At 53.7% G+C, this 26,030-nt stretch carries 26 protein-coding genes; 1 reads left to right on the top strand and 25 read right to left on the bottom strand.

Going from position 1 to position 26,030, the window contains the following annotated elements; all coding sequences use genetic code 11:
• Nucleotide 1: 1 nt before the first annotated feature.
• The 18 genes from ispG to pta form a co-directional block, all read right to left on the bottom strand.
• Nucleotides 2-1,072 carry a flavodoxin-dependent (E)-4-hydroxy-3-methylbut-2-enyl-diphosphate synthase gene (gene ispG, locus BMW41_RS01525; protein ID WP_074648244.1) on the bottom strand — a complete coding sequence of 357 codons (1,071 nt, stop codon included), beginning with the start codon at nucleotides 1,070-1,072 and terminating at the stop codon, nucleotides 2-4.
• A 99-nt stretch (nucleotides 1,073-1,171) separates the two neighbouring features.
• Nucleotides 1,172-2,245 carry an RIP metalloprotease RseP gene (gene rseP, locus BMW41_RS01520; RefSeq protein WP_074648242.1) on the bottom strand — a complete coding sequence of 358 codons (1,074 nt, stop codon included), beginning with the start codon at nucleotides 2,243-2,245 and terminating at the stop codon, nucleotides 1,172-1,174.
• A 6-nt stretch (nucleotides 2,246-2,251) separates the two neighbouring features.
• Nucleotides 2,252-3,409, bottom strand: coding sequence for a 1-deoxy-D-xylulose-5-phosphate reductoisomerase (locus tag BMW41_RS01515; RefSeq protein ID WP_074648240.1), 1,158 nt, complete (start codon nucleotides 3,407-3,409; stop codon nucleotides 2,252-2,254).
• Between the two features lie 5 nt (nucleotides 3,410-3,414).
• A complete protein-coding gene (locus tag BMW41_RS01510; RefSeq protein WP_074648238.1) occupies nucleotides 3,415-4,227 on the bottom strand; it encodes a phosphatidate cytidylyltransferase in 813 nt (270 codons plus the stop codon).
• A gap of 29 nt (nucleotides 4,228-4,256) precedes the next feature.
• On the bottom strand, nucleotides 4,257-4,988 hold the full coding sequence (locus BMW41_RS01505; RefSeq protein ID WP_074648236.1) for an isoprenyl transferase: 732 nt from the start codon (nucleotides 4,986-4,988) through the stop codon (nucleotides 4,257-4,259).
• Nucleotides 4,989-5,100: 112 nt separating this feature from the next.
• Nucleotides 5,101-5,655 (bottom strand): ribosome recycling factor, encoded by a 555-nt coding sequence (gene frr / locus BMW41_RS01500; protein WP_031472763.1) that lies wholly within the window; start codon nucleotides 5,653-5,655, stop codon nucleotides 5,101-5,103.
• 42 nt (nucleotides 5,656-5,697) lie between these two features.
• Nucleotides 5,698-6,402, bottom strand: a complete 705-nt coding sequence (gene pyrH / locus BMW41_RS01495; protein ID WP_031472765.1) for a UMP kinase — start codon at nucleotides 6,400-6,402, stop codon at nucleotides 5,698-5,700.
• A 95-nt stretch (nucleotides 6,403-6,497) separates the two neighbouring features.
• The gene (locus BMW41_RS01490; protein ID WP_074648234.1) at nucleotides 6,498-7,775 is read right to left on the bottom strand and encodes a chloride channel protein; all 1,278 of its coding nucleotides are present in this window, start codon (nucleotides 7,773-7,775) and stop codon (nucleotides 6,498-6,500) included.
• A 13-nt stretch (nucleotides 7,776-7,788) separates the two neighbouring features.
• The gene (locus BMW41_RS14485; RefSeq protein WP_177171128.1) at nucleotides 7,789-7,965 is read right to left on the bottom strand and encodes a hypothetical protein; all 177 of its coding nucleotides are present in this window, start codon (nucleotides 7,963-7,965) and stop codon (nucleotides 7,789-7,791) included.
• Entirely contained in the window at nucleotides 7,962-8,921 is a 960-nt protein-coding gene (gene ftsY, locus BMW41_RS01485; protein WP_074648232.1) for a signal recognition particle-docking protein FtsY, read from the bottom strand. Before ftsY ends, BMW41_RS14485 begins: the two co-directional genes overlap by 4 nt.
• 26 nt (nucleotides 8,922-8,947) lie before the next feature.
• The gene (gene smc / locus BMW41_RS01480) at nucleotides 8,948-12,514 is read right to left on the bottom strand and encodes a chromosome segregation protein SMC (RefSeq protein ID WP_074648231.1); all 3,567 of its coding nucleotides are present in this window, start codon (nucleotides 12,512-12,514) and stop codon (nucleotides 8,948-8,950) included.
• On the bottom strand, nucleotides 12,505-13,206 hold the full coding sequence (rnc, locus tag BMW41_RS01475) for a ribonuclease III (protein WP_074648229.1): 702 nt from the start codon (nucleotides 13,204-13,206) through the stop codon (nucleotides 12,505-12,507). The genes smc and rnc overlap by 10 nt, the downstream gene beginning before the upstream one ends.
• A 254-nt stretch (nucleotides 13,207-13,460) precedes the next feature.
• Nucleotides 13,461-13,697 (bottom strand): acyl carrier protein, encoded by a 237-nt coding sequence (acpP, locus tag BMW41_RS01470; RefSeq protein ID WP_031472777.1) that lies wholly within the window; start codon nucleotides 13,695-13,697, stop codon nucleotides 13,461-13,463.
• Nucleotides 13,698-13,915: 218 nt separating this feature from the next.
• Nucleotides 13,916-14,953 carry a phosphate acyltransferase PlsX gene (gene plsX, locus BMW41_RS01465; protein WP_074648227.1) on the bottom strand — a complete coding sequence of 346 codons (1,038 nt, stop codon included), beginning with the start codon at nucleotides 14,951-14,953 and terminating at the stop codon, nucleotides 13,916-13,918.
• 97 nt (nucleotides 14,954-15,050) lie between these two features.
• Nucleotides 15,051-15,905: a patatin-like phospholipase family protein gene (locus BMW41_RS01460; protein WP_074648225.1), complete on the bottom strand. Its 855-nt coding sequence runs from the start codon at nucleotides 15,903-15,905 to the stop codon at nucleotides 15,051-15,053.
• 226 nt (nucleotides 15,906-16,131) lie between these two features.
• Nucleotides 16,132-16,314 carry a 50S ribosomal protein L32 gene (gene rpmF, locus BMW41_RS01455; protein ID WP_031472783.1) on the bottom strand — a complete coding sequence of 61 codons (183 nt, stop codon included), beginning with the start codon at nucleotides 16,312-16,314 and terminating at the stop codon, nucleotides 16,132-16,134.
• Between the two features lie 199 nt (nucleotides 16,315-16,513).
• Complete coding sequence (locus BMW41_RS01450) at nucleotides 16,514-17,704, bottom strand: acetate/propionate family kinase (protein WP_074648223.1); 1,191 nt, start codon at nucleotides 17,702-17,704, stop codon at nucleotides 16,514-16,516.
• Nucleotides 17,705-17,842: 138 nt separating this feature from the next.
• A complete protein-coding gene (gene pta / locus BMW41_RS01445; protein ID WP_031472787.1) occupies nucleotides 17,843-18,841 on the bottom strand; it encodes a phosphate acetyltransferase in 999 nt (332 codons plus the stop codon).
• A gap of 383 nt (nucleotides 18,842-19,224) precedes the next feature.
• Here pta and BMW41_RS01440 point away from each other — a divergent pair, with 383 nt between their 5' ends.
• Nucleotides 19,225-20,643: a tRNA(Met) cytidine acetate ligase gene (locus tag BMW41_RS01440; RefSeq protein ID WP_074648221.1), complete on the top strand. Its 1,419-nt coding sequence runs from the start codon at nucleotides 19,225-19,227 to the stop codon at nucleotides 20,641-20,643.
• 4 nt (nucleotides 20,644-20,647) lie between these two features.
• Here the strand turns inward: BMW41_RS01440 and BMW41_RS01435 are convergent, their stop codons facing one another.
• From BMW41_RS01435 to coaE, 7 genes are all read right to left on the bottom strand, one after another.
• Entirely contained in the window at nucleotides 20,648-20,959 is a 312-nt protein-coding gene (locus tag BMW41_RS01435) for a putative quinol monooxygenase (protein WP_177171127.1), read from the bottom strand.
• Between the two features lie 40 nt (nucleotides 20,960-20,999).
• A complete protein-coding gene (locus tag BMW41_RS01430; RefSeq protein ID WP_074648217.1) occupies nucleotides 21,000-21,962 on the bottom strand; it encodes a magnesium transporter CorA family protein in 963 nt (320 codons plus the stop codon).
• Nucleotides 21,963-21,977: 15 nt separating this feature from the next.
• A complete protein-coding gene (locus BMW41_RS01425; RefSeq protein WP_074648215.1) occupies nucleotides 21,978-22,313 on the bottom strand; it encodes a hypothetical protein in 336 nt (111 codons plus the stop codon).
• Nucleotides 22,314-22,708: 395 nt separating this feature from the next.
• A complete protein-coding gene (locus BMW41_RS01420; protein WP_074648213.1) occupies nucleotides 22,709-24,079 on the bottom strand; it encodes a PFL family protein in 1,371 nt (456 codons plus the stop codon).
• Nucleotides 24,080-24,150: 71 nt separating this feature from the next.
• Nucleotides 24,151-24,423, bottom strand: coding sequence for an ACT domain-containing protein (locus BMW41_RS01415; RefSeq protein ID WP_031472799.1), 273 nt, complete (start codon nucleotides 24,421-24,423; stop codon nucleotides 24,151-24,153).
• A gap of 49 nt (nucleotides 24,424-24,472) precedes the next feature.
• Entirely contained in the window at nucleotides 24,473-25,270 is a 798-nt protein-coding gene (locus tag BMW41_RS01410) for an MBL fold metallo-hydrolase (RefSeq protein ID WP_074648211.1), read from the bottom strand.
• Complete coding sequence (coaE, locus tag BMW41_RS01405) at nucleotides 25,267-25,857, bottom strand: dephospho-CoA kinase (protein WP_074648209.1); 591 nt, start codon at nucleotides 25,855-25,857, stop codon at nucleotides 25,267-25,269. The genes BMW41_RS01410 and coaE overlap by 4 nt, the downstream gene beginning before the upstream one ends.
• Nucleotides 25,858-26,030: the final 173 nt, after the last annotated feature.

The following is a 26,030-nucleotide window of genomic DNA, read 5'->3' as shown; positions in this document are numbered from 1 at the left end:
ATTAAGACTCCTTCTCGGCGGCAATCCGGTCCAGCTCTTCCTTCAGAACAGCCAGCAGCTGATCTTCCGGAACCTTTCGAATGATTTCACCCTTTCGGATGAGCAGACCTTCACCGATACCGCCCGCAATGCCGAGGTCGGCTTCTCTCGCCTCGCCCGGGCCGTTAACCACACAGCCCATCACGGCAACCTTCAGTTCCATCGGGTATTCCTGTACCATCGCCTCCACGCGGTTCGCAAGTCCGATCAGATCAATGCTTGTCCGCCCGCAGGTCGGACAGGATACCACTTCAATTCCGCCTTTCCGAAGCCCCAGCGTTCGAAGAATCATCTTCGCTGATCGGACCTCCTCCAGGGGATCCCCGGTCAGAGAGACACGGATTGTATCGCCGATTCCCTGATGCAGGATAAGGCCGAGGCCGATGGAAGACTTGATGTTGCCCTCAATCAGGGTTCCCGCCTCGGTGATCCCCACGTGAAGCGGATGGTCGGTTTTTCCGGCGATCAATTCGTGGGCACGGACACACATCAGAACATCCGAGGATTTGATGCTGATAACCAGATTGTCATATCCCATGTCCTCGATCAGCTTCACCTTGTTCAGGGCGCTCTCGACAATGCCTTCCGCCGTCACACCGCCGTGTTTTTCCAGAAGATCCTTCTCAAGGGAACCGGAGTTTACACCCACGCGAATCGGAACCCCGTGCTCTCTTGCACAGTCCACCACCGCGCGTACCCGATCCTCTGATCCGATATTCCCCGGGTTGATGCGGATTTTATCCGCTCCGTTCTCGATGGCTGCGATTGCCAGACGGTAGTCAAAATGGATATCCGCAATCAGCGGAATATGAATTCTCTTTTTGATCTCTCCCAGCGCCTTGGCCGCTTCCGGAGTCGGCACCGCAACCCGGATCAGGTCGCAGCCCAGTTTTTCCAGGGCAAGAATCTGCGCCGCAGTCTCTTCCACATTTTCCGTCTTTGTATTGCACATGGACTGGATCAGGATCGGATGTCCTCCTCCGATCACACGATCCCCGATGTGCACCTCTCTGGTTTTCTCTCTGTAATTCATCTCTATCCCAACCTTTACCATTCCGTCCGCGGGCGGACTTTTCCGGTTTCCCTTCTTCCGAAAGGAGGCAGCCGGACTCTGTACGCCCGTGTATCTTCTTTATGACCGGAAGAACATCCGGAAATCATTGAATACCGCAAACATCATCAGTGCCATCAAAAGGGCAAAGCCGAAGAGGTTGATCCGGTATTCCGTCTGTTTGCTGAGGCGCTTGCCCCGGATCAGTTCAAGGAGAATCAGAATCAGCTTTCCGCCGTCCAGTGCGGGGACGGGAAGAAGATTCATGATTCCAAGGTTCACACTCAGCAGAACGGTCATGGCCGCAAGATTGACCGCGATGGTCAGCACCCCGTAGGGTTTGCTCTTCTCCACCGTATCGCCGATCATGCCGACAATGCGCACCGGGCCTCCGATATTATCCGCCGATACCTTCCGCGTGATCAGCTTTTCGATACTCTTGACGGTCACATAAGCCCAGTATCTCGACTCGGCATAGGCATAACGAATCACAGCGCCCGGATTCTCCGCCCGCTCATATCCTCCGCCGATGATTCCGATCTGAAATGCGTTCTTTTCTTCGGAATATTCCGGTGTAATCTCGCAGTTTTCCCGTTTTCCGTCCCGTTCATAGACAACCCGGAGAGGTTCTCCCTCATGAAAAGTCCCGTAGATCATCAGATCACGGAAAATATACGTCCGGTAGCCGTTGAGTGAAATAATCTCGTCCCCTTCCTGAAGTCCCGCCGCCATGGCCGGACTTTCCGGAGCGATCTTTCCAACCCGGGCCGGATCGGATCCCGCCACGCAGACCAGAAAACAGGATCCGGCAAATGCCAGCAGAAAATTAAATGCCGGACCGGCAAAGATGGTGAGAAACCGCTGTAAAATCCCCGCCTTTTCGTAGGACATTCCCACGAGAGCCTTCGGCGCCCGGAGATATTTCAGGTCATCCTCTGTCAGACTCTCTCCGAGCATGGCACACGAGCCTCCCAGAGGAAGAAGTTTCAGGGAATACCGGGTTCCGCCGTGCACAAAAGTGATCAGCCTCGGCCCCATTCCGATGGAAAACTCTATCACGGCGATTCCGGCTTTTCTGGCCAGCAGAAAATGTCCAAACTCATGAAACGTGATAATGCAGTCAAATATCAGAAGCGCCGCAATCAGACTTGTCATGATCCTTTACTCCCATTTTCCGGAAGCCAGGAATTCTCCCGCTTCCTTCTCCGCTTCGAGGATCTCCTCCACCGTCGGATCATCCTTCACCGTATGATGTTCCATCGCCTCCCGGATCATCTCCGGAATCGTGAGATACGAAATCTTCCGGTCGAGGAACTGCGCAACCGCATATTCATTTGCCGAATTGAACACCGTCGGCAGCGAACCGCCGCGCTTTCCGGCTGAAACAGCAAGACGAAGCGCCGGAAAATTCTCCGTGTCCGGATCCTCGAATGTGATTTTTGCAAGTTTTGCGAAATCCAGCCGGTCTCCCGGCAGGAACCGGCGCTCCGGATAATAGAGCGCATACTGGATCGGCAGCTTCATGTCCGGTGTTCCGAGCTGGGCGATGACCGCGCCGTCCTCATACTCCACCATGGAATGAATGACACTCTGCGGCTGCACGACTACCTGAATATCGTCAATTTCCACGCCAAAGAGCCATTTTGCCTCCATCACCTCCAGCCCCTTGTTGGCCAGAGTGGAGCTGTCAATGGTAATCTTTCTGCCCATCGCCCAGTTCGGATGCTTCAGCGCATCCTCCACGCGGATATTTTTCAGTTCATCCCTGGTCTTTCCGCGGAACGGACCGCCGCTGCAGGTCAGCAGAATCTTGTGGACCGGGTTCATCGACTCCCCCTGAAGGCTCTGGAAAATGGCGGAGTGTTCGCTGTCGACCGGCAGAATCTTAACGCCTTTTTCTGCGGCAAGTTTTGTGATGATATGGCCGGCACAGACCAGCGTCTCCTTGTTGGCCAGGGCAATATCCTTGCCCGCCTCGATCGCCGCGATGGTCGGCCGGATGCCGATCATGCCGACAACGGCAGTCAGGATGATATCCGCAGACGGCTCTCTGGCCGCCTCGATCAGTCCCTCCATCCCGCTCAGCACTTTTGTGTCGGTATCGGCGATGCGGGTTTTCAGTTCCTCTGCTGCCTTTTCATCGAAAAGCACAGCAAGCAGCGGGTGAAATTCTCTCACCTGCTGCTCCATCAGCGTTACATTTTTTCCGGCCGCAAGGCAGACAACCCGGAGATCGCCGTTATTGCGGACAACCTCCAGAGTCTGGGTGCCGATGGATCCCGTTGAACCCAGAATCCCGATATTTTTGATAAAAGACATGTTACTTATCCTCCCGTACTCACCAGAAACAGCAGCGCAAAATAGATCGCCGGCGCGGTGAATACCATACTGTCAAACCGGTCCAGAACACCGCCGTGCCCCGGGATCAGTGTGCCGTAATCTTTGATCTCATAATTCCGCTTGATACCCGATGCGGTCAGATCTCCGATCTGGGAAATCAGCGCACCGATTCCGCAGGCGCAGGTGCATGCGAACACCGCGCCCTCACTCTCCCGGATGAACTGCCCCATCGCAAGCGCAAAGATCAGCCCCAGCAGAGCGGCGCCGACGGTTCCGCCGACGGCTCCCTCAATGGTCTTTTTCGGACTGAGAACCGGCGCAAGCTTGTGTTTTCCGAAGAGAAGTCCGGAACAGTACGCCAGCGTGTCGCAGCCCCAGCTTGAGAGGAAGATAAGCCATACCAGAACGACGCCGTCCGGCATGGTGCGCGTCATCCAGAGATACGAAAGCATGATTCCCGGGTAAATGATGCCGACGGATGCCTCCGCGATCTTCGTGATATGATATCGCGGAAAGGTCAGCACATATACCGCCATCATCGCCATGAGCGCGGAGATCACCAGAAACATGGTCAGATCCTGACGTCCCATGAAAAGGATCGCATAATAGCATGCGCAGCTAAGATATCCGATGACGGCCGGCCCCGTCTTTTCAATTCCGATCGCCCGGTAATACTCATAGAGACCGATTATGGAAATCGCGAATGTCACAGCGAACACCGGAAGACTCCCCGCCAGAATGACAGCGACAGCCCCGGCAACGAGCACAATTCCGCTCAAAAGCCTTGTTATGAACATATGCGGTTCCTCCGTTTGTTATCCGTTTGTTATCCGTTTGTCTTGATCCCGCCGAATCTTCGGTCACGCCGGTTGAAGGCGCGGATGGCATTTTCCAGTTCTTCCCGGTCGAAATCCGGCCACAGACAATCTGTCACATAGAATTCCGCATAGGCAAGCTGCCAGAGAAGATAGTTTGAGAGGCGAAGTTCTCCGCTGGTGCGGATCATCAGATCCGGATCCGGCATGCCGGCGGTATCCAGATAAGACGCCACCGTCTCCTCGGTGATATCCGACGGTTCGATGATTCCGTTCTTCGCGTCCTGTGTCATCCGGCGGACCGCTCTCGTGATCTCGTCTCTTCCGCCGTAATTGACCGCGATGACAAAGGTGAGACCGGTGTTGTCCTTCGTCGATGTCTCCAGACCTTCGATGGCTTTCTGCAGATCCGGCGCAAACCGGGATCGTTCGCCGATCATGCGGACACGAACATTGTTCGCCATCGCAATCTTCTGAAGCCGCTTCGCGTAAAAACGGAACAGCTGCATCAGGGTGGAAACCTCTTCTTCCGGCCGTTTCCAGTTCTCGGTGGAGAATCCGTATACCGTCAGATACCGGATTCCCATGCGGGCGGCAACCTCCACGATGTTCTCCACCGCCTCACAGCCCTTTTTGTGACCCGCCGTTCTCGGAAGTCCTCTCTTCTTTGCCCACCGTCCGTTTCCGTCCAGAATCAGTGCCACGTGCTGCGGAATTACCAGTCCGTTCAGCTCTTCTGCCATATATCCTCCTCATGAACGGCCGACTGACGGCTGGTGACCCGCCGTCTTCACGCAAAAGGGGGCAGTTTATCGCTGCCCCTCTCCTCGACCGTTATCGAAATTTTCTGTCCGATCAGACAGTCATGATTTCCTTATTCTTTGTCTCAACCGCCTTGTCGACCATTTTGATCATCTTATCGGTGAGTTCCTGGATATCTGTCTCGTCGTTTGTCTGCTCGTCCTCCGAGATCTCTCCGTTCTTCTGAAGCTTCTTTACCAGCTCCATTCCGTCACGGCGGATGTTGCGGATTGCAACCTTGCATCCCTCACCCAGCTTCTTGACATCCTTTGCGAGATCCTTACGTCTCTCCTCGGTCAGCTCCGGGAATACCAGGCGGATCACGGAACCGTCGTTGTTCGGATTGATGCCGAGATCGGATGTCAGGATGGCCTTCTCGATATCCTTTACCATCTTCTTGTCCCACGGAGCAATCTGAATGATTCTCGCCTCCGGAACCGTAATGTTGGCTACACCCTGAAGCGGTGTCGGAGAGCCGTAATAATCAACTTTGATGTGATCAAGAACATGCGGATTCGCACGTCCGGCGCGGATCGCGGAAAAATCGCTGAGCATCGCGTCATAGGACTTGTTCATCTTCTCCTCAAAAACTTTGAGTCTGTCATGCATAGTCAGAACCTCCCTGAAACCTTTTTGGTTTGTTAATGTCTATCAGTCTGCGGTAACGATTGTTCCGCTTACCTTCCCCTTCAGTGCATTGGCAATGCCGTTCTCCTCGTTGAGTCCGAATACGACCAGTGGCATATGATTTTCCTCACAGATAACAGATGCGGTCATATCGACAACCTGAAGATGCTTTTCAACCACCTCTGCGATCGAGATCCTGTCGAACTTTCTGGCATTCGGATTGGTCTTCGGATCGCTGTCATAGACGCCGTCAACCGCCTTGGCAAGCAGCATGCAGTCTGCCTCGATCTCAACCGCCCGGAGCGCAGCGCCGGTATCGGTGGAGAAATACGGATGTCCGGTTCCGCCCGCAAAGAACACAACCTTATGAGCCTTGAAAGCTTCCACTGCTTTATCCTTGGAGAAGAGCTCGGTCATCGCGCCCACCTGGAACGGAGTCATAACGACTGTATCCATTCCCTCGCCGCGGAAGATCTCGGAAACATAAATGCAGTTCATCACCGTAGCCAGCATACCGATCTGATCCGCCTTTGTGCGGTCAATCTCATTGCCGGTGCGTCCTCTCCAGAAGTTTCCTCCTCCGGTGACAATTCCGACCTCCACGCCGGCATCCACTGCCTGCTTGACCTGACGTGCAACGCCGCGGACGGTCTCCTCGTCAAAACCTGTCTTTTTGCTTCCGGCAAGGGCTTCGCCGGATAACTTCAGAAGAACGCGCTTCATATCCATACTGTCTGATTCCTCTCTTTTCATCATTTTATTCTTTCTCATTCTATCACACGCCGCGCGGTTATGCCAGCGTCTTCTTCCTTACTACATTCCGCTCACTTCAGAAAAGGCAGCAGCGGCGGTTCCGTGACTTTCTGTCCGATCTTTGTGGCACGGATCTTGGAATATGCGATTTTCTGCGCCGAATAAAGGCTGTAATATCCGGACAGCATATAGCTGACCGCAATCACCACCGCAAAATACGGCATCGGATCATAACCGAACATCTCAAAACCGATCAGGAGGGAAGCCATCGGCGCGTTCGTTACCGCCGAGAAAAACGCCAGCATGGCGCACGCTGCCGTCAGCGTCGGATCCAGTCCCAGAACGGAGGCGTAAATGCCGCCGACCGAAGCTCCGATCGCAAATGACGGAACAATCTCCCCGCCTTTGTAGCCTGCGCCGAGAGACAGCGCCGTGAGAAGCATCTTCAGGATAAAATCCAACGGTCTGGATTCCCCCGAAAGACCGGCAAGAATCAGATTCGCGCCGGTGTTGTTGTAACGGTATCCGGTCAAAAGCGAACACGTGATCACGATCAGACCGCCGGCCACGATCCGGATGTAACGGTTCGGACAGAACTTCGCGTACATTGCTTCCGCATTGTGCATGATCGTGATAAACAGAACCGCGCAGGCCGCGGTAATCAGTCCCAGAAGTACCACGTGAGCCATCGGAACAAATCCAATTTCCGGCGCATTCAGCGTGCCGAAAGTCGTCGGGGCAAGCTGAAAATACTTCGCGACGCCCGCCGCCACAAACGACGCAAAAATGCAGGGAACCAGTGCGGCGTAATAGATGACGCCGACACTGATCATCTCCAGCGGAAAGATGGCCGCAGCCATCGGTGTCCCGAACAGGGCGGAAAAGACCGATGTCATACCGCACATGATTGCGATATTGGTGTCGTCCGAATCCAGTCGGAACAGTTTCGCCGCCGTCGATCCGATGGATCCGCCCATCTGGAGAGCCGCGCCCTCACGTCCGCAGCTTCCGCCGCCAAGATGTGAGAGAACACTTCCGATAAAAATCGCCGGAGCCATGGTCGGTTTCAATTTGTTTTCGCTGTATACCGCTTCCAGAACCATGTTTGTTCCGCGATTTTTCTCCTCTCCGAGAACTTTATAGAGCAGCATGATCAGAAGACCCAGAACCGGCAGGGCAAACAGGAGCATATGGTTTTTTCCGAAAGTTCCCACCGCCCATGACACTGCAAATCCAAAGGCGGTCCCCACCGCTCCGGCCGCAAGTCCGATCACGACGGAGAGAACACTCCATCGTACAAAATAAAGAATCGTGAGAACAAGCGGATGTTCTTTTCCGGTTTTATTCATGCTGCATCTCCTTTTACCTATTCGTTCCCTTCTCTGCGTCAGACGCTTCCGTCTTCTGGCTGCGATTTCGTCTTTCCGGATGCGCTTCCTTCTCCCGGATGCGCTTCCTTCTCCCGGCTGCGCTTCCTTCTCCCGGCTGCGCTTCCTTCTCCCGGCTGCGCCGCAGGCTCAGCTCTGTTCCGGCATTCAATCCTGCGCCGGGCTGCTCTCCGCCTTCTCCGGGCGCTCAAACAGCGCATTGACAAAATCGTTCGCGTCAAACTTCTGCATGTCGTCGATCTTTTCTCCGACGCCCACATATTTTACAGGAATTCCCAGCTCGGACTGGATCGCAACTGCGATACCGCCCTTTGCGGTTCCGTCCAGTTTTGTCAGGATAATGCCGGTAATCGGAGCCGCCTCCATAAACTGACGGGCCTGAGAAAGCGCATTCTGGCCGGTGGTACCGTCCAGAACAACCAATGTCTCACGATACGCATCCGCAAATTCCCGATCGATGACGCGGTTGATCTTGCTCAGCTCCTGCATCAGATTCTTCTTGTTGTGAAGTCTTCCCGCCGTATCGACGATCAGCACATCCGCGCCTCTCGCCTTGGTCGCCTGAATCGCATCAAACACAACCGCAGCCGGATCCGCACCCTCTTTCTGGGAAATCAGTTCCACCCCCGCGCGGTTTGACCATTCCTCAAGCTGCTCGATGGCTCCGGCGCGGAAGGTATCCGCCGCCGCAAGGACAACGCGCTTTCCCTGGTTCTTCAGCTGATCGGCAAGTTTCCCCACGGACGTGGTCTTTCCGACGCCGTTGACGCCGATCACCAGCACCACAGACTTGCGGTTTTCGAACTCGTAGGCGCCCTCTCCCGGAACCATCTGTGCCTTGATCGACTCGATCAGCAGTTCCCGGCAGTTCTCCGGCTCCTTAATGTGCTGCTCGGCCACCTTCCGGCGCAGATCATCCATGATTGCCGCCGTGGTCTTGACGCCGATATCCGCCATAATCAGCGTCTCCTCGATCTCATCGTAAAACTCGTCATCGATGGATGAGAATCCGCTGAAAATGCTGTCAATTCCCTTTTTGATGGAATCTCTTGTCTTGGTCAGTCCCTCGAACAGACGTCCGAAGAATCCCTTTTTCTCTTCTGCCATTGTTTGTCCTCCAGGCTCCTGTTAAATTATTTTCCGCCTTCCAGATCACTCTCGATCAGGCTGACGGATACCATCGTCGATACGCCCTTCTCCTGCATGGTGATACCGTAGAGACGGTCACACCCGAGCATGGTTCCCCGTCGGTGAGTGATGACAATAAACTGTGTGTGTTCCGTCAGCTTGTGCAGATACCCCGCAAAACGGTCTACGTTCGAGTCATCCAGCGCCGCCTCAATCTCGTCCAGAAGACAGAAGGGCGACGGTTTCAGATTCTGAATTGCAAAGAGCAGCGCAATGGCGGTAAGGGCTTTCTCTCCGCCCGACAGCTGCATCATATTCTGCAGTTTTTTGCCCGGCGGCTGGGAAATGATACCGATCCCGGCCTCCAGCACATCCACGCCTTCCTCCAGCTTCAGCGCGGCCGAACCGCCGCCGAAGAGTTCCCGGAATACGCTGTTGAATTCCCGGGCGATCTCCTGAAATTTCTCGGTGAACTGGCGCTTCATGCCCTGATCCAGTTCCTCTATGATCCGGCGAAGCGCGGCCTCGCTGGCTTCCAGATCCGCATGCTGCTTCTCCATAAATTCATAGCGCTCGGAAACTTCCCGGTACTCGTCGATCGCATTGACGCTGACCTGTCCCAGTCCCTTGATCCGGTTTCTCAGCTCCGCGGTATCCCGTTTCATGTCCGGAACCGAATCCAGCGATTCATCGCGGAACTGCTCGGCCCCCGCGTATTCCAGTTCATACTCGGAACGGATATATTCGGCACGGCCTTCGATCTTCTCTTCCAGTTTTTCCTTCTGGTTGTCCAGCCGGACGAGATCGCGGTCCAGAAGATTCATGCGCTCGGTGAGTTTTTCCTGCTCATCGAAGTAAGCCTTGGATTTTGCGGCCTCCTCGGCGCGTCTTGCCCGGGTCTGCTCCGCCTTCTGTTTTTCGGCATCGCGTTTCCCGGTTTCTTCCTCAATTCTCAGATCAATCCGGCGGATCTCTTCTTCCCTCTCACGAATCCGGTCTTCCCGGCCGTTGTTCCGCTCACAGAGCTCTTCTTTTTCTTCTTCTAACCCCCGGATCTCCTGCTCCAGACGTTCCTTTGTCTCCCGGGCGAATCCGCTCTTCTGCCGAAATCCCTCCACTTCAAGGTTGACATTGGCCTGCGCCTCTTCGGCTTCCGCCATCTCGGCGCGGAGTTCTTCCAGTTCATCGGTGAGATCCGACGAGCGCTCCGCCATATCCGCATTGTCATTCTCAATCCGCTCGAGATCTTCCTCTGCCTGACTGCGCTGCGCTTTCAGCTCCGTCATGCGGTTTTTCGCCTGCTCGATCTGTGCGCTCAGGCTGTCCGCATTTTCCCGGCTCTCATCCCGGCGCCGCTCCGCCTGCTGAAGTTCCATCTCAACCTGACTGCGGTCAAGAAGTGCTTTCTGAATAGCGTCATTGTTCTCGGAGCGGAGACGCTGATCGCTCATATGCTTTTCTTCGATCCGCAGAATCTCCGACTGATGATTCTCGACTTCCTCGAGAGCCCGGTCCTTCTGTTCCTCAAGCTCATCCATTTCCCGCTTGCGTCCGAGAAGATTGCTGCTGTTCTTAAACGCACCACCGGTGAGGGATCCGCCCGCATTCAGAAGTTCTCCTTCCAGCGTGACGATGCGGAGCGCGTAATGATACTTCCGGTTCAGCGCGATCGCATGGTCAATGGTGTCGGCCACCACGGTCCTTCCGAGAAGATAATCCATGATTCCCCGGAATTCCTGCGCCGTCTTCACCAGATCGCTGGCAAGTCCCAGAACACCCTCCTCCGAGAGTGCGGACTTCTGGGGGAACTCGCCTCTTCCCTTCATGCTGGTCTCCGGAAGGAACGTCGCGCGTCCTGCCCGGTTCTGCTTCAGGAAACTGATCAGGCGTTTCGCCGTCTCCTCATTATCGGTGACGATATTCTGAATCGTGCCCCCGAGGGCGGTCTCAATCGCCGTCTCGTAGCGTTTGTCGGTCGAAATGAGATCCGCCACAACGCCCTTGATTCCAGGAATCCGGGCTTTCTGCTCCATGACACGGCGGATACTGTTGCCGTATCCCTCATAGCGCTCCGCAAGGTTTCGCAGCGACTCCAGCCTCGTCTGGGCAATGTGGTAGTTTCGCTGTGCTGCGCTCAAGGCATCGTTCGCCGAAGCAATCGCCTGTTCTTCCTGCGCAATCCGTTCCCGGATCTTTTCACTCTCCGTGCGGAGAGACGAGAGTGACTCATCTTTCCGGGCAAGTTCTGCCTTTTTCGCATCGATTTCTTCATCGCCGGCCGTCATGTCGCTCTCCAGACGCATCTGGTTTCCGACAAGCTCTGCACGGCGGGCATCCGTTTCCTCATACTGCGTGCGGTATTTCTCGATATCCGCGGCAATTCCCGATTTCTTTTCCAGAGAAGCCATGATGGCATCGCGGATACGTCCGATCTCCGCTTCTTTCTCCGCGGCCTCCCGGCGTTTTTCCGTGAGTATCCCGGCGGAATCTTCCCCCTTTTCCCGGGCCTCCTCCACCTTTTTCATCCACTCTTCAATCTGCTCTTCGGCAGTCTTTTTCTGGTCTTCTTTCCGCGCGATGTCTTCCCCGATGGCCTGAAGCCGTTCATTGACATGCTCCGCTCCGGCCTTTTCGCTGTTGATCTTTTCACCGAGGACACCTTTTTTTCCGGTGAGGGTCTGAATCTCCAGTTCAGAAGCAGCCGCCGCCTCATCGGCCCCGCGGATCGCCGCGTCCAGTTCATCCACCAGAATCGTCAGCTGCTCGTGCGCCCCTTTCTTTTCTTCCGACTCCCTCTTGACCGTATCGAGATCATTCTGAACGATCTTCGCGCGTTCCAGCGACTCCGTCAGCTGCTCGCGCAGAGACTTTGTCTCCAAAAGGAACAGATTGATATCCAGCCGCTTCAGGCTGTCCCGAAGTTCCAGATATTCTTTTGCCTTTTCCGCCTGAATCTTCAGCGGGCCCACCCGGTGTTCGAGTTCTGCCAGAATATCATTGATGCGGACCAGATTCTGCTGCTCATCGTCCAGTTTTTTCTGGGCTTCCGCCTTTCTTCTCTTAAACTTGACGATTCCCGCCGCCTCGTCAAACAGTTCACGGCGTTCCTCCGGTCTTCCCGAGAGAATCCTCTCAATCTGACCCTGTCCGATGATGGAATATCCCTCTTTACCGATACCCGTATCATAGAACAGCTCATTGATATCTTTCAGTCTGCAGGCGGAGCCGTTGATCTTGTACTCACTCTCGCCGGAGCGGTACAGTCTTCGTGACACCGTCACTTCATCGAAATCAATGGGGAGCACGTGATCGGTGTTGTCCAGCGTGATCGCAACATAGGCGAATCCCTGCGGTCTTCTCATCTCCGTTCCCGCAAAGATGACGTCCTGCATGGATCCGCCGCGGAGCGATTTCGCGCTCTGTTCACCGAGAACCCAGCGCATGGCATCTGCGACATTGCTCTTTCCGGAACCATTCGGTCCCACAATTCCCGTGACTCCGTTATGGAACTCAAACAGAATCCGGTTGGCAAATGACTTAAATCCCTGAATCTCTATGCTTTTTAGATACATGTTCCCTGTTCCTTCTTCAGACACAGAATTCCCTCATAGGCAGCACGCTGTTCCGCAGCTTTTTTCGTTCTTCCCTTTCCGCGTCCGATCTCACGGCCGTCGATGGATGCCGCAACCTCAAAACTCTTGTTGTGATCCGGCCCTTCCTCCGCAAGAAGCACGTAGCTGAGCTCTCCGATGCCGCTTCCCTGAACGATCTCCTGAAGGTTGGTCTTGCTGTCAAAAAACAGCTTTTTGTGCTCCATGTCATTCATGATGAATTTCAGGATAAATGTCCTCGCACTCTCAAATCCGCTGTCCAGATAAATCGCGCCGATCAGCGATTCCAGCGCATCGGAAACCACGGAATTTCTCGTCCGTCCGCCGGTGGCATCTTCGCCCTTTCCGAGATGGAGATACTTTCCGAGTTCAAACTGCTCCGCACAGTAAGCAAGCGTCGGCTCGCATACCATGCTGGCCCTCGTCTTTGTCAGATCTCCCTCCGGCATATCCGGAAACCGGTGAAAGAGAAAATCACTGGTGACAACCTCCAGCACCGAATCTCCGAGAAACTCCAGCCGCTCATTGCAGCCAAGATGACCGAGATGTTTTTCGTTTGCGTAGGAACTGTGTGTCAGAGCCTGGGACAGAAGCGACTTTGTCCGGAACGTGTATCCGATCCGCTCTTCCAGTTCTCTCTCCATTGCGTTCATTCTGTTTCCTCCATGTTGTCCGCGCTTCCCGAAAACGGGCGACTCCTGCGCATATGTCCGCCGGACACAGGTCCATCGTGACCGACTGACATACAGGCAGGCAGATTCTTCTCTCCGCCATGCTCCGGTACTGCGCTGTGTAAAAAAAAGTAACGGTGGTATCGATATAAATCACGAAATTCCGAAAAAATCCCATGATAGTATGAAAGCCCGCCACCGGCGGGCCTTCCATACTGAAATGTATGAGTTCCGGATCAGTTTCCGGAAACTTCCTGACGGATGCGCTCTTCCGCATCACCGACTGTCGAAATCTTCTCGGCCTCTTCCACCGGGATCTCAATTTCAAATTCATCTTCGATTCCCATAATGATCTGTGCAAGATCAAGAGAGTCTGCACCGAGATCATCCGCGAAGCGGGTATCTCTTGTGATCTCATCCGGATCGATACTCATAACTTCAGAAATAATTTTAACCAGCTTTTCAAATTCCATGAAAGCTCCTCCTCAGGTCTCACCTGTCTTGAAATATATAATGTATACAGGATCCGCATATTGCATCCCCTGAACCATGCTCTGTCTGCCGTCTTCACCCTGTGTCCGCGGTATTCCGTTTATGTCCGTTTTCCCGCTTCCCGCCCGCTGACCCGTGTCTGCGTCTTTGGTCACGCCATGCACGGCAGTTTACCTTATGAGCGGCGAGCCGGCCTTGATTACGCCTTTGCAGCGGATTCGGCTGATTTTTCCGCATTCTCCGCCGGATTCAGTGCTTCCTGAATCTTCTCGTTGATCCTCTGTTCCGTAAAAGTGATGCACTGCAAGATCGTATTGTGCACTTCGACCGCTTTCGCGCTGCCGTGTGTCTTGACCACAAGGCCCTTGCATCCGAGAAGCGGAGCGCCGCCGTACTCGGTCACATCAAAAGCCTTCATCGACTTTTTCAGCGCCGGTTTCGCCATCAGGGCACCGATCTTTGAGATAAGAGTTGACATCAGCCCCTTCTTGATCATATGAATCAGTGTTGATCCCAGTCCCTCATACAGCTTCAGAATCACATTTCCGGTAAATGCCTCCGTCACGATCACATCCGCCGCACCGTGCGGAATCTCACGGGCTTCGATATTGCCCACAAAATTGATATCCTTACATGCCTTCAGAAGCGGATATGTCTCTTTGGCGAGCGCATTTCCCTTTTCTTCCTCCACGCCGATGTTCACGAGACCGACGCGCGGATTCTCCACACCGATGACGTTCTTCATGTAAATGGAACCCATGCGGGCAAACTGCACCAGGTTGGAAGCCTTCGCGTCCACATTCGCACCGCAGTCTATCAGAAGCGAGATACCCTTCTCCGTCGGAATGAGCGGAGCCAGCGGCGGTCTCTCCACGCCTTTGATTCTGCCCACGATCAGCATTCCGCCTGCAAGAACGGCACCGGAACTTCCGGCGGAGCAGAACGCATCGGCTTCACCGTTTTTCAACAGATTCATACCGACGACAATGGAGGAATCCTTCTTTTTCCGAAGAGCGTTGACCGGATGTTCTCCCGTCTCGATCACTTCCTCCGCATGGACAATTTCCACCAGCGACTCATCGCCGCCCTGCCGTCTGATCTCATCGCGGATCACCTGCTCCCGGCCTACCAGAACAACACGGATGTCATTTCTTTCACGGGCAGCACTCAGAGCACCTTTAATAATCTCGCCCGGGGCATTGTCTCCGCCCATGGCGTCAACCGCAACTCTAATCATAATCTGATAACTCCTTTTCGGCACGGACTGCCGTTTTGTTCGATCGCACTTCCGATCGTAAAATCAGTTATTACTATACTAAAGATTGGATTTGAAATCAACAAGATAGAAATCTTCTGATCCGTTCCAGATCATTCTGTGCGTCGAACCGGCCGAGATCATAGATTTCCTGCAGTTTTACCGGGTCAGCCTCCACCCGGCCGATGCGCAGCGGACGGCTCGGACGGATCAGGCAGACCTCACCCTTCTCCGCCATTTTTTCAATATCCTGTACCTGCCGGTTATAATGAGCAAAGCGAAGCCGGAGCTGTTTGGCAAACTCCGGATATCTGCGGTAGAAATTCCCCGGCAGCCACCATGCGCCGGCCTTTTTCCGGTATCCCCGATCACGGGTAAGAACCACCACATTTCGGCCAAAGCCCAGCCGGCGGAACGCCCGCACCGGAATCGAATCCGTGCAGCCTCCGTCCATGTACTTTTGTCCGTTCCACTCCACCGGTCTGGAGATGTAGGGCAAGGTCGCCGAAGCACGGAGAACATCGATCCCCTCATGGAGATCATCAATCCGGATCAGTTCGGATTTTCCGGTCTCCATGTTGCTGCAGCCGCAGTAGAACTCCATGGGGTTCTTCCGGAACGTCTCGTAATCAAAAGGATCCAGCTTGTCCGGCAGTTCATGGTAGCTGAACTCCACGCCCACAAAATCCCCGGTCAAAAAGAAATTCCGCATGCTCATAAAGCGCTTGTCCTGACCAAAACGCTTATAATAACGAATGCTCCGTCCGTTCTGTCCGGAGGCAAAGGAGGTACCCATGATCGCGCCCGCCGAGACGCCGACCAGACCGTCGAAAGTGATCCCGTTCTCCATCAGTACATCCAGGACACCGGCGGTATACATGCCGCGCATTCCGCCGCCTTCCAGTACAATTCCGTTTTTTGTCTTTTCTTCCATGTTCCGATGTCCTTTCTGTATTAATGCAATCTTTCTGCAATGATACAATATTTTGAACTATTTTTCCACTTGAAGACACGGGTGATCCGTAACCGGTCATTTGCCGCGGAGCGTTTTCGTTTCACAGGGAATTTCGTAGAAATTTCCTGTGAAACATAATGAAAGGACCCCCGGTGCGCACCAGGGGTCCCTTTATTGATCTTCGCGAAGAATTGATATTCGTTAATTAGTCCTCGACTCTAACGATCTCTTTCTTGTTGTAAGTACCGCAAGCCTTGCAGACTCTGTGCGGCATCATAAGAGCTCCGCACTTTGGGCATTTAACCAGAGTAGATGCTTTCATCTTCCAGTTAGCTCTGCGACGATCTCTTCTTCCCTTAGAAGACTTGTTCTTCGGACAGATAGACATGACTACACCTCCTTTTTCGAAAAACACTGTTGTTGATTATAGCTACTGTAAAACAGTTTGTCAACAAAAATCTGTGAGGGATTACCCGTTTTTTGCTCCATCGGAAGTTTGAAACACCGCTTCCAATGGAACAGAAAACCGCGCGGACCCGGAAACCGGATCCGCGCGGAAAAATCACGTTATCCTGCTTTCACAGAGATTACTTTACCAGTGCCAGGGTATCTCTTGCGATTGCAAGCTCCTCATTGGTCGGAACGAGAAGAAGCTTAACCTTGGAAGCGTCGGTGGAGATGATTCTCTCCTCGCCGCGTACATTGTTCTTCTCCTTGTCAAGCTCAGCGCCGAGATATGTGAGATGTGCGCAGACATTCTCTCTCATCTCGATGTTATTCTCACCGATACCTGCGGTAAATGCGATCGCATCAACACCGTTCATCGCTGCAGCGTATGCGCCGATGTACTTGATTACTCTGTAATCGAATACGTCAAGAGCAAGCTGTGCTCTCTTGTTGCCCTTTGCAGCAGCATCGCCGAGGTCACGGCCGTCGCTGGATACGCCGGAGATTCCGAGCATACCGGACTTCTTGTTCAGAACGTTGTTCATACCCTCGAGATCAAGTCCTTCCTTCTTGCCGACGAACTCGATGATAGCCGGATCGATGTCACCGGAACGGGTACCCATTACAAGACCCTCCAGCGGAGTAAGGCCCATGGAAGTATCAACAGACTTGCCGTGATCAACTGCGCAGATGGAAGCGCCGTTGCCAAGGTGGCAAACAATGATCTTCAGATCTTCCGGCTTCTTGCCGAGCATCTTTGCAGCCTCAGCGGATACGAATCTGTGGGATGTTCCGTGGAAACCGTATCTTCTTACCGGATACTTCTCATAGTACTCGTGCGGAAGGCCGTATGTGTAAGCAACCTCCGGCATGGTCTGATGGAAAGCGGTATCAAATACAGCAACGTTCGGAACGCCCGGCATAAGCTTCTGGCAGGTACGGATACCGATCAGGTTTGCCGGGTTGTGAAGCGGAGCAAGATCGTTGCACTCTTCGATTGCCTTCATCGCTGCGTCATCGATCAGGCAGGAAGCGGTGAACTTCTCTCCGCCGTGAACGACACGGTGACCTACCGCATTGATCTCTGCAAGGCTCTTGACAACGCCGGTCTTCTCACCGGTCAGTGCAGCAAGAACAGCAGAAATTGCCTCGTTGTGTGTCGGCATTGCGATCTCGGACTTCTCCTTCTCGCCGCCTGCCGGCTGATAGGTCAGAACACCGTCGATACCGATTCTCTCGCAAAGACCCTTTGCCAGAACTTCCTCGGAATCGGAGTTGATCAGCTGATACTTCAGGGAAGAGCTTCCGCAGTTGATAACAAGAATATTCATTTTTTTACCTCGCTGTGCGTTAATATGCCCGCGCAGGAAGGAGCCTGCGCGGGACGTTATTTATGAAAAAAGATTTTCACGAAACCCTTTTTCGATTTCACCAATAAATGATGGAAGCAACGGAACCGCGTTCCTTTATTACTTCGCCATCTGTGCCTGAACTGCTGTCATGGCAACAACACCGACGATATCGTCTGCGAAGCAGCCTCTGGACAGATCGTTAACCGGCATGGACAGACCCTGAAGAACCGGGCCGTATGCATTTGCCTTTGCAAGTCTCTGAACCAGCTTGTAGCCGATGTTTCCTGCCTCAAGCGACGGGAATACCAGAGTGTTTGCCTTGCCGGCAACCGGAGACTCCGGAGCCTTCAGTGCAGCTACAGTCGGATCAAGAGCGGCATCGAGCTGAAGCTCACCGTCAAGAGCAACCTCCGGGAACTTCTCGTGAGCGATCTTAACGCCTTCCTGAACCTTGGTTACATCATCATGCTTCGCGCTTCCGTAAGAAGAGTAGGAAAGCATTGCAACCTTCGGCTCTGCGCCGATAAAGCTCTTGAAGGACTCAGCGGAAAGACCTGCGATCTCAGCAAGCTTTGCGCCGTCGAAGTCGGTGTTAACTGCGCAGTCAGCAAATACGAAGCGGCCGTTCTCACCGTACTCACAGTTCGGAACCTCAACAACGAAGAAACCGGATACGGAAGAGATTCCCGGCTTTGTCTTCAGAAGCTGCAGTGCCGGACGAATGGTGTTGCCGGTGGAGTGGCATGCACCGGATACTACGCCGTCTGCATCGCCGCACTTGCACATAAGGCAAGCATAGTACATATAATCAGCCATCATCTGCTTCTCAGCATCTTCCGGGGTAAGACCCTTCTTTGCTCTGAGCTCGCAGAACTTGTCGATATATTTCTGTCTATTCGGATCAGTTGCCGGATCGATTACGGTGATACCGTTGGTATCATAATCTTTTCCGTGCTCTGCAGCCTGCTCCGGTGTAGCAAGAATGACGATATTTGCAACGCCTTCCTTAACGATCTTAACAGCTGCCTCCCAGGTTCTGTGATCCATGTACTCCGGAAGAACGATCGTCTTCTTGTCAGCCTTTGCTTTTGCAATCATCTCATCAATAAATGCCATTGTAGTCAAACTCCTTTCGCGAGTGTGAAAATTTTTCCTGATCTATTATATACCGCAAAAATACAACGTACAAGGCTAAAACGTAAGAAAAAAGAAAGATATATATTTAACAGGGCCAAATAGTATCGGTGTATTTCGCTGTTTTTTCCGGAGTTCGGCTGCGCCATGGCCCCTCGGCTCCGTGCCTCCGGTCCGATCCCGTCCGTGCCTGCGGGTCCCGCGGAAATGTTGACATTACGGGATTTCGGCACGTATAGTAGAGTCATCACGCAAAAGAGTCTTTGACCACGGCAGCGGACCGTTTTCCGCCGTCGGACGGAAATGATCTTTTCGCCGAAATTTTTCAATGTGAACGAAAAAAAATACATTCCGGAGGAACTGCCATGAAGATTACGGGCATCATCGCCGAATACAATCCCTTTCACGCGGGGCACGCCTATCAGATCGCCGAGGCCAAAAGACGATCCGGTGCCGATGCCGTCTGCGTCATACTGAGTCCCTCCTGGGTTCAGCGCGGAGAGCCGGCGGTCTTTCGCCGGAGCGCCCGCGTACAGATGGCGCTCGCCGGCGGCGCGGACATTGTCCTTGAGATGCCGGCTCCGTTTGCGGCTGCGGCGGCGCCGGACTTTGCTTTCTGGGGAACCTCTGTCCTCACCGGCATCGGCTGTGACGCGCTCTCCTTCGGATGTGAAGATGACGACGCCGCGCTTCTTCAGACCGCGGCCCGGATTCTTGCCGAGGAACCGGAACCCTTCGGCGCGCTTCTGCGGGACGGCCTGAAAAACGGCCTCTCCTACCCTGCGGCGCGCGAGGCCGCATTTTCCGGATATCTGACCGGAGCGGGGCCGGCGGATTCTTCTCTTTCCGGGCACTGCCGTGCCGATTTTCTCATAACGGAAGAATCCATAGAAGCTTCCTGCGGTGCCCGGTGTTCCGAACGGCTGCACCGGCTGCTCTCCGAGTCCAACAATATTCTGGCACTGGAGTACTGCGCCTCTCTCGCCCGGCAGAAACAAGCTCCGGAGATCATCCCGGTCCGTCGCGTCGGCGCTTCCTATAATGAAACCGGGCTTCCGGCTCTTTCGGGAAATGACAGCTCTCCGGCACCGGACAGCGCAGCGCCTTTTGTCTCTGCCATGGCGATCCGGAACCGTCTGAAAGAGGATGCAGCGGCTCCTGCCGATGAACTTCGCCCCTTTGTTCCGAAAAATGTCTTTTCCCTGATGGAAAAGGAAACGCCCCTCTTCCCGGAAGATTTTTCCGATCTTCTTCAGTACGCGATTCTCCGTTCCGACCGGGACTCTCTCCTTTCCATCAGCGATGTGGGCAGTGACATCGCCGGCCGGATTCTGGGAACCTCATCGGATTTCCGTTCCTTCCGCGATTGGATTGACCTCTTGAAAGTCCGTCAGTTCACCTATACCCGGATCTCCCGCGCGCTGACCCACATTCTTCTGGGGATCCGGACCGACGAAATCATGAATTGGAAGGGAACCCCCGATGCCCGATATGCCAGAATTCTCGGTTTCCGCCGGGAGTCCTCCCCGGTGCTCCGGGAGCTGAAAAAACGGACTTCCATCCCGATGATCACCCGGCCGGCAGACTATTTCCGGACACTCTCTCCTGCTGCACGTTCGCTCTTTGAGAAAAATGCCGCCTGCGAGCACATTTACCAGACGGTTTTGACATCAAAAAATCGCGCCGCCCGGAAAACGGGTGCGCGATTTGAAAATGAATACCGGTCAGGGCCGGTCATCTATCCTTCCGCCGGCGAAAAAGCCTCCGATGGATCGGCGTCCTGACACATCAGTTCTCAAACTTTTCAACCGTGGTATCGTCGATGAACTGTCCCTTAATCTCGCCGATTCTCGCAAAATGCGGCTGTGTTCCGTGTACCGCAAGGGCCTCGGCGTCACGCCACTTTTCAACCAAAAGAATTTCATCGCTGCCGTCCGCCGGGAAATAATAATCATATTTGATGTTTCCGTCCTCGGCGCGGCAGGCGGCACCGATGCCCTCCGCATCAATCGCCTTCAGAAATTTCTCTCCCATACCGGGTTTGCACTTGTAAGTCACATTCAGAACGATCATTTTCTCACCTTTCCTGTATCGCTTCAAATCTTCGAGTCACTTGTTCTCCTGCTGCGCTCTCCCTGCCTCACAGCATCTTCATTCTTTTCAGAATCCACAGAAGAATGATGCAGATGACAATGATGATGGCGCCGATGATCCAGAATCCCTGGAAGGTATTCGCAAAGGGCATCCAGCGCGTGTCCACGTTCATTCCATACATGCCGGAGATCATGGTCGGAACCGCGAGAATCAGTGTGATGGACGTCAGCCGCTTCATCACCTCATTCAGACGGTTGTCCATGAGAGTGGAAATCAATTGTCTTGTACCATCGATGATATCGCGGTAAATCTGCGTCATCTCGATGGCCTGCTGGTTCTCGATGATGACATCGTCCAGAAGTTCCCGATCTTCCGGGTACTGCTGAAGCTGACCGTACCGCGCAAGCTTGTTCAGAACGTTCGCATTGCCCCGGAGTGACGTGGCAAAGTAAACCAACGTCGATTCCAGCTCGTGCAGGCTGATCAGATCGGCCTCTTCCGTGATCTTCTCGATGTTCTCCTCGAATTCGGTTCTCGCCTTGTCGATGACCGTCAGCGCGCGCTGATAGGCCAGCGACACGCGGAGCATGATCTGATACACAAAGCGGAGTTTTTTCTTCGTGGAAAAACCTCTCACTGCGTTATGATGAAAATACTGCAGAATCGGGGTTTCCTCCGAGCAGACCGTTACGATGTGGTTTTCCGTGAGAATCAGACCCAGCGGAATTGTTGTATATCGCTGTTTGCTGTGGCGCACCTCCCGCGACGGAATGTCGACGAGAATCAGCGTATAATCTTCCTGAAGATCCACACGGTTCTTCTCTTCCGGGTCGATCGCCGCCATGACATCGTCATGATCCACGCCGAGTTCCAGCTCAATCCGGCTGGCTTCCGCCGAAGACGGATTGGTCATCTCGATCCAGCAGCCCTCCCGCCCCGGATGGTGCAGCTCTTTGATATCTTTCAGTTCATGAACGACAGAATTCTCTGTCCGGAAAATACGCATCATATGGTCCGACTCTCATTAACGCTCAAATTTAAAATAAACAATCACCGATCCGTGGTCACGGTGAACCCAGACGGCATTGTCGTCACCCTCGTCCGCCGCAAGCTCACAGATCTCATATCGGCCGTACTCGTGGCCAGCCTCACCTTTTTTCCCATGCTCTGCACTGCTGCCGAGATCGCCTTTCTGGAAAACGCACACCGCATCGATGATCTTCTGAATGTTGTCCCCCTCAAAGAATACTTCGCGAATCCCTCGAGACAGATACACATTATCGCCATTGATCGTGCCGTAAAGCGCGGTTCCGGTTCTTCTTTTTTTCACATAGTCTTTTACTTCGTTGAAATCTTTCACCTTTTACTCCTCCGCTCTCTTCTTTTTTGTTCCAGAAACCGTATTCATACACGTGTATCCCGGCCCGTTCCTCTTCCATTCGGACCCCCATCCGGCCGATTTGCGGTTTCTGTCATCTGCTTCAATCATACCGCGAAGAAGCAGTTTAAGCCAGCAAAATCACACAGCAGTTTTCGGCCGCGCAGTCCCTCCCGGCTTTCCCTTTGACTTTGCTTCCTTACAGCGGCGTGCGCATCCTCACGGAGCGTTTTTGCTTCAAAGGGAATTTCGGAAAAATTTCCTTTGAAACAAAAAAGACGGCGCCTGCAGAACCGTCTGCAAACGCCGCCATCACTTCATCTTCTTACAATATCTGCAGCAACATTCATCGATGTCCGCTGCGATATCCGGTACCGTCAGTTCTTAAAAGAGTGGATCGGTGCCGGGATCCGGCCCTTACGGCCGATAAACTGCTCACAGCTGAACGGATTGACCGGAATGATCGGCGCATAACCGAGAAGACCTCCGAACTCCGCCTGCTCTCCGACTTTCTTGCCGATCACCGGAATCAGCCGGACTGCCGTGGTCTTCTGGTTCACCATGCCGATGGCCGCTTCATCCGCGATCACGCCGGAGATGGTCGCCGCGCTGGTGTCGCCGGGAACCGCGATCATATCAAGGCCCACCGAGCATACACAGGTCATGGCCTCCAGCTTCTCAAGCGTCAGCGCACCGCGGCTGACCGCATTGATCATACCCTGATCCTCGCTGACCGGAATGAACGCGCCGCTGAGACCGCCGACATAAGAGCAGGCCATGATGCCGCCCTTCTTCACCTGGTCATTCAGCATTGCCAGTGCTGCCGTCGTTCCCGGCGCGCCGGTGGATTCAAGGCCGATCTCTTCGAGAATATCCGACACACTGTCGCCGATGGCCGGAGTCGGTGCAAGGGAGAGGTCAATGATGCCGAACGGAACGCCAAGACGCTTCGACGCCTCCTGCGCAACAAGCTGTCCCACTCGGGTGATCTTAAACGCTGTCTTCTTGATGGTCTCGCACAGTTCCTCAAAGCCGCAGTCCCGCATCTCCGGTGTGCCGAGAACCGCCTTCATAACGCCCGGACCGCTGACGCCGACATTGATGATATCATCCGCCTCGGTCACGCCGTGGAACGCGCCCGCCATGAACGGATTGTCGTCCGGTGCATTGCAGAAGATCACCAGCTTTGCACAGCCGAGAGAATCATTGTCCTTCGTCAGCTCGGCGGTCTGCTTGACAATCTGTCCCATCAGACGGACTGCATCCATATTGATGCCGGTCTTGGTGGAGCCCACATTGACACTGGAACATACAAAATCCGTGGTCGCAAGCGCCTGGGGGATGGAGCGGATCAGAAGTTCTTCCGCCGGTGTCATTCCCTTGTTGACCAGAGCGGAGTAACCGCCGATGAAATTGATGCCGATGGCCTTTGCCGCGCGGTCAAGGGTCTTTGCGATGGTCACAAAGTCCTCCGGCGTGTGACAGGCCGCTGCGCCGACCAGCGCGATGGGCGTCACGGACACCCTCTTATTCACGATCGGAATTCCAAATTCTCTGGAGATCTCCTCTCCGGTCTGCACCAGTTTTCCGGCACGGTTCAGAATCTTGTTGTAGATCTTCTCATTCAGTCGATCGAGATCACTGTCCGCACAGTCCAGGAGACTGATGCCCATCGTGATGGTGCGCACATCCAGTGTCTCGCCGGAGATCATATTGTTGGTCTCCATGACTTCCTGCATACTAATCATATCTGTTTCCTCTTTTTGCTGTAAAATCAGTCCACTCGTTATTATACGTTATCGCACCTCAAAGTCACTCATCAAAGACGGTGCATGCTGGTGAAGATCTCTTCTCTCTGGCACAGGATGCGGACGCCGATCTCCTCTCCGATGGCCGCCAGATCCGCAGCCATATCGTCAAACGATTTGTTCATCTTGGAGATATCTACGATCATCATCATATTAAAATATTTCTGCAGGATCGTCTGCGTGATGTCCAGAATGTTAATGTTGTTCTCCGCGAGATAATTGCAGGTCTTTGCAACGATGCCCACTTTGTCTTCGCCTACGATCGTGATAATGATCTTGTTCATAGATTTCCTCCTGTTCTGATGCCGGCACCGGGCCGGCGTACCATGTTGATTATATGGTAACGACTTCGCTCATCGCGTCGCGGGTAGCAACGGTGATGTCAAAGTCCTTACTTTTGTAGGAATTGTCGCTCTCGTCGATCTCGAGTTTTACAGTCTCGTAGGCCAGCTCCGGATAATTGTTTTCCTTGGAGAGGTGGCCGAGGAAAATGTGTTTGATCCCGTCATTTAATATCTCCGAGATCAGTCTTCCGCTGTTCTCGTTGGAGAGATGGCCATAGTCGCCGAGAATCCGGCGTTTGAGCGGATACGGATAAGGCCCCGCCTCCAGCATGCGGACATCGTGGTTGGCCTCGATCAGCGCCGCGTCCAGATTCCGCAGATGGTCCACGATATACGGGCTGTAGTGTCCCATATCCGTCGCCACCGCAACGGATTTGCTGCCGCAGGAAATCCGGTAGGCCATGGGCTCCGCCGCGTCGTGATCAATGGAAAACGGCAGAATATCCAGATCTCCGATCCGGACATCCGCATCCGCCCCCACTTCGTGATAGAGTTCCGCATCCACGCGATCCAGCGATTTCATCTGTTTCATCGCGCGGACGGTTCCCGGCGCCGAATAGATCGGGACGGAATATTTCTTCGACAGAATATTGAGTCCGGAAATATGATCCGAATGCTCGTGTGTCACAAAAATGGCAGTCAGGTCTGCCGGGGAAAGACCGAGTTCTTTTAAGCCGAGCTCGATGCGTTTATTGCTGATGCCTGCGTCTACAAGGACATGCGTGTCGTCCGAACCGACATAGGTGCAGTTTCCGTTGGATCCGCTGGCGATGGATACCATTCTCATCGTTTTGTTCTCTCTTCCATGATCGTCCGAAGCTGCGCCCGGACGTCTTCTTCTGTACCGCTGTTGTCTATCACACGGTCCGCCTGTCTCGCATATTCCTCATCCGTGAACTGATTTTCAATCATCGCCCGGCATTTTTCTTCACTATATCCGCGGCTTTCCATCAGTCTTTTTATGCGGATTTCCGGATCGGTCCGGACATACCAGACCTCGTCGAAATAGCGTTTTCTGGCATCCGCGTCAAAGACAGCAGCCTCGGTAATGACAAGGTCTGCCCCGGAAGCGGACATTTTCTCATCGATCACCTTCCAGGTCATCGGATGGATCAGCTGATCGATCGTTTTTTTTGCCTCCGGATCCCGGAAGATCCGTGCGGCCAGCTTCTGACGGTCAATGGTGCCGTCCGCGGAAAGATACTCCGTGCCGAAGGTACGGACAACCGCATCGTATCCGGCATCTCCCGGTTCCATGAGTCGCCTGGCCTCGTCATCCGCCAGAATGATCTCCGCACCGTATTCTGTTTTCAGAATCGAGAGCACCGTGCTTTTCCCAGCACCGACGCCCCCGATCAGATATATTTTGCTCATATTGTGCTATTGTACTCCATTTCAAAGCAGAATAATATGCTATTATTTCATGATGCTTATTATCTCCTTTGAAAGTCCTTATTTTATGCGGTTCTGTGCTTCTTATGTTCGACCGAGTGCCACAACGAGTGCCACAGAATATCATTCCGCATGAAGTTTTAAAGAACTTTCAA

This window comes from [Clostridium] aminophilum, assembly GCF_900101295.1.
Taxonomy (GTDB): domain Bacteria; phylum Bacillota; class Clostridia; order Lachnospirales; family Lachnospiraceae; genus Clostridium_R; species Clostridium_R aminophilum_A.
The sequence above is the reverse complement of the archived record's forward strand: the minus strand, read 5'-3'. Positions and strand labels throughout refer to the sequence as shown.

Coding starts and splice junctions, on each gene's coding strand:
- rpmF (WP_031472783.1), bottom strand. CDS start 16,314: ATGTCTATCTGTCCGAAGAACAAGTCTTCTAAGGGAAGAAGAGATCGT.
- BMW41_RS01430 (WP_074648217.1), bottom strand. CDS start 21,962: ATGATGCGTATTTTCCGGACAGAGAATTCTGTCGTTCATGAACTGAAA.
- frr (WP_031472763.1), bottom strand. CDS start 5,655: ATGCATGACAGACTCAAAGTTTTTGAGGAGAAGATGAACAAGTCCTAT.
- pyrH (WP_031472765.1), bottom strand. CDS start 6,402: ATGGATATGAAGCGCGTTCTTCTGAAGTTATCCGGCGAAGCCCTTGCC.
- BMW41_RS01420 (WP_074648213.1), bottom strand. CDS start 24,079: ATGATTAGTATGCAGGAAGTCATGGAGACCAACAATATGATCTCCGGC.
- BMW41_RS01510 (WP_074648238.1), bottom strand. CDS start 4,227: ATGTTCATAACAAGGCTTTTGAGCGGAATTGTGCTCGTTGCCGGGGCT.
- BMW41_RS01450 (WP_074648223.1), bottom strand. CDS start 17,704: ATGAATATTCTTGTTATCAACTGCGGAAGCTCTTCCCTGAAGTATCAG.
- BMW41_RS01460 (WP_074648225.1), bottom strand. CDS start 15,905: ATGGAAGAAAAGACAAAAAACGGAATTGTACTGGAAGGCGGCGGAATG.
- plsX (WP_074648227.1), bottom strand. CDS start 14,953: ATGATTAGAGTTGCGGTTGACGCCATGGGCGGAGACAATGCCCCGGGC.
- BMW41_RS01410 (WP_074648211.1), bottom strand. CDS start 25,270: ATGAGAATGGTATCCATCGCCAGCGGATCCAACGGAAACTGCACCTAT.
- coaE (WP_074648209.1), bottom strand. CDS start 25,857: ATGAGCAAAATATATCTGATCGGGGGCGTCGGTGCTGGGAAAAGCACG.
- BMW41_RS01490 (WP_074648234.1), bottom strand. CDS start 7,775: ATGAATAAAACCGGAAAAGAACATCCGCTTGTTCTCACGATTCTTTAT.
- ftsY (WP_074648232.1), bottom strand. CDS start 8,921: ATGGCAGAAGAGAAAAAGGGATTCTTCGGACGTCTGTTCGAGGGACTG.
- rnc (WP_074648229.1), bottom strand. CDS start 13,206: ATGAACGCAATGGAGAGAGAACTGGAAGAGCGGATCGGATACACGTTC.
- pta (WP_031472787.1), bottom strand. CDS start 18,841: ATGGCATTTATTGATGAGATGATTGCAAAAGCAAAGGCTGACAAGAAG.
- BMW41_RS01515 (WP_074648240.1), bottom strand. CDS start 3,409: ATGTCTTTTATCAAAAATATCGGGATTCTGGGTTCAACGGGATCCATC.
- rseP (WP_074648242.1), bottom strand. CDS start 2,245: ATGACAAGTCTGATTGCGGCGCTTCTGATATTTGACTGCATTATCACG.
- BMW41_RS01440 (WP_074648221.1), top strand. CDS start 19,225: ATGAAGATTACGGGCATCATCGCCGAATACAATCCCTTTCACGCGGGG.
- acpP (WP_031472777.1), bottom strand. CDS start 13,697: ATGGAATTTGAAAAGCTGGTTAAAATTATTTCTGAAGTTATGAGTATC.
- smc (WP_074648231.1), bottom strand. CDS start 12,514: ATGTATCTAAAAAGCATAGAGATTCAGGGATTTAAGTCATTTGCCAAC.
- ispG (WP_074648244.1), bottom strand. CDS start 1,072: ATGAATTACAGAGAGAAAACCAGAGAGGTGCACATCGGGGATCGTGTG.
- BMW41_RS01505 (WP_074648236.1), bottom strand. CDS start 4,988: ATGGCAGAAGAGCTGAACGGACTGGTAATTCCGCAGCACGTGGCACTG.
- BMW41_RS01415 (WP_031472799.1), bottom strand. CDS start 24,423: ATGAACAAGATCATTATCACGATCGTAGGCGAAGACAAAGTGGGCATC.